This is a genomic window from Candidatus Streptomyces philanthi (genome assembly GCF_059553635.1).
Window position 1 is genome coordinate 1 of the sequence record NZ_JCANQV010000522.1, and the last position, 2240, is coordinate 2240.

General features: G+C 73.9%; 3 protein-coding genes. 2 read left to right on the plus strand and 1 reads right to left on the minus strand.

Annotated features, from left to right (window positions below):
• A partial coding sequence (locus AC51EU_RS29790) for a hypothetical protein (RefSeq protein WP_496270202.1) occupies positions 1-340 on the plus strand: 340 nt, incomplete at its 5' end.
• A 223-nt stretch (positions 341-563) separates the two neighbouring features.
• A complete protein-coding gene (locus tag AC51EU_RS29795; protein ID WP_496270203.1) occupies positions 564-1145 on the plus strand; it encodes a VanZ family protein in 582 nt (193 codons plus the stop codon).
• A gap of 217 nt (positions 1146-1362) precedes the next feature.
• Here the strand turns inward: AC51EU_RS29795 and AC51EU_RS29800 are convergent, their stop codons facing one another.
• A complete protein-coding gene (locus AC51EU_RS29800) occupies positions 1363-1911 on the minus strand; it encodes an acyl-CoA thioesterase (RefSeq protein ID WP_496270204.1) in 549 nt (182 codons plus the stop codon).
• Between the last annotated feature and the right edge of the window lie 329 nt (positions 1912-2240).

A 2240-nucleotide genomic window follows, 5' to 3' on the forward strand; every position in this document is an offset into this window, starting at 1 on the left:
CGCCCCGGCCGGCTGCGGCGGACTGAGCCACGGACAGCTGTGCCTGCGCGGCCCGGTCGGCCGGGACGGCGTCTACACCGTGCGCTACCGGCGGTACGACACGGCGTCCTGGCCGCCGCCGGCCGAACTCACCGTACGGCTGGGCTACCAGCGCAGGAACTCCAGGATCACCGCGTTCCCCGGCTGGTTCGGCACCCTCCGCACGGCCCACGGCACGGCCCTGCTCTCGGGCCGCGTCCAGATACTCCCCGGCGAGTGCATCCGCGGCGTCATGGAACTCACCGGCCCGGACCACGCCCCGGGCACCAGGGACTACGTCACCAAGTGGAGCTGCGGCTGATCCCCCGGGACGGCCACCGGAACGCTGTGGAGGTCCGCGCTGTGGGGCACGTTCTGGAGTTCGTCATGGGGCGGCGGAGGCCGGAGGGTGTCGCGGGGCGTCGGGGCCCGGAGTTCGTCGCGGTACGGCAGGTCCGGAAGGGGACCACCGGGCGGAAGGGCCGGAAGGACGGCACAGGACACCAGAGCCGCAAGGGTCCGACGACGGGCACGGGCAGGAGGGCATGACGATGTGGCAGGTCCTGGAGGGCGTCACGCCCGGCACCGCGGCGCTGTTCCTCACCACGTCCCTCGCCCTGGCGCTCGCCCTCGTCCTGTGGGCGGCCCACGCCCCGGAGAGCCCCGCCCCGCGCCGCGCCGCCGGGACGCTGCTCGCCGCCTGGCTGCTGCTGGTCCTGGCCGTCACCCTGGCCCCCGTCCAACCGATCGGCTCCGGCGACGCCACGGTCTGGTGGCTGCCCGGTCGGCCCCTTCTCACCCCCGGCGCGCTCCCGCTCCCCGGGGAACTCCCGTCACTGCTGAGACAACAGGCCGCGAACGCCGCCCTCTTCCTGCCCGGCCCTCTCCTGCTGCGCGGCGTCCTGCCGCGGGTGTCGGGCGCGGCCGCGTTCCTGTGCGGGATCGGGCTGTCGGTGACGATCGAGGCGGCCCAGCTGCTGATGCGGGCCGGCCGGGTGGCCGACATGGGCGATGTCCTGGTCGCGGCCCTGGGCACCGGGGCCGGCGTCGGCATCGCGGCCCTGGCGCGGGTGGTCGCCGGCCCGCTGTGCCGCCGGGCCGACGGGGCCGGGCGGACGGCGTCCTGAGGGCGGGGCGCCGGACGGCCGGTCCGTGACGTTCAGCGCTCGGACACGGCGCGTTCGTAGGCGCGGGTGAGTTCGGCGAGGACACCGTCGGCGGGTCGCGGGCGGCCTTCGAGGTGCATGGCACGGAGTTCGGCCATGAACCGCTCCCCCATCTCGGTCCCCCCGTGCTTCAACGTGTCACGGGACGGCTTCCGCTCGGGCGAGGGGCCCGGGTGCGCTACCCCTGCCCCTCCGCCGCGTGCCGGTCGCGGAGTTCCTTGATGGCGCGGCGGCGGGCGAGGCGGTGGGTGCGGCGGATCTGGGCCTCCTGGTAGCGGCGCTTGTCGCGGTCCGTCTCGGGGACGACGGGGGGCACGGGGCGCGGCGAGCCGTTCTCGTCGACGGCGGCGAAGACGAGGTAGGCGGAGCCGACCTGGGTGGCGGGGGTGGATTCGTTCCAGCGCTCCGCCATGACGCGGACGCCGATCTCCATGGACGTCCGTCCCGTCCAGTTGCACTGTGCGTGCACCTGAACAAGATCGCCCACGCGGACCGGCGAGAGAAACGCCATCTCGTCCATGGACGCCGTCACGGCGGGGCCGCCGGAGTGGCGTCCGGCCACCGCGCCGGCCGCGTCGTCGACCAGCTTCATGATCACGCCACCGTGCACCGTGCCGAGGAGGTTCGTTTCGCTCGCGGTCATGATGTGCGACAACGTGGTGCGCGAGACGGAGGTCGGCTTGCCCGGAAGCTCGCCCTCCGGACTGTTGGTGACGAGTTCAGTCATGGCACCAGCCTATGACCTGTCCGGAAATCGCCGTCGCCCGACCGACCCGCCCCTGGCCCGGCAGGCCCTCGCACCCCACTCGACCCACGCCCGTTATAGGCGTTTTGTCGACCTACATCCCCTACGCCCCGGCGCAATGCATCAGCTCTGCAACAGCCCCGGCCCGATCCCGCCCCCGCCCTGTATGGGAGCGCCCGGCGGCAGGCACACTGCACCCTATGAACGAGTGGCCCGACGGGTGGTCCCGTGACCAGAACAGCAACCGGTACGGCCGCGGCAGCGGCGCCGCGCCGGAGGGCGCGCGTTCCATGCCGCAGGTGCGGCGCAAC

What these genes read in the sequence shown, in the direction of transcription:
- AC51EU_RS29800 (WP_496270204.1), bottom strand. Translation starts at nt 1,911, where the DNA reads ATGACTGAACTCGTCACCAACAGTCCGGAGGGCGAGCTTCCGGGCAAG.
- AC51EU_RS29795 (WP_496270203.1), top strand. Translation starts at nt 564, where the DNA reads ATGACGATGTGGCAGGTCCTGGAGGGCGTCACGCCCGGCACCGCGGCG.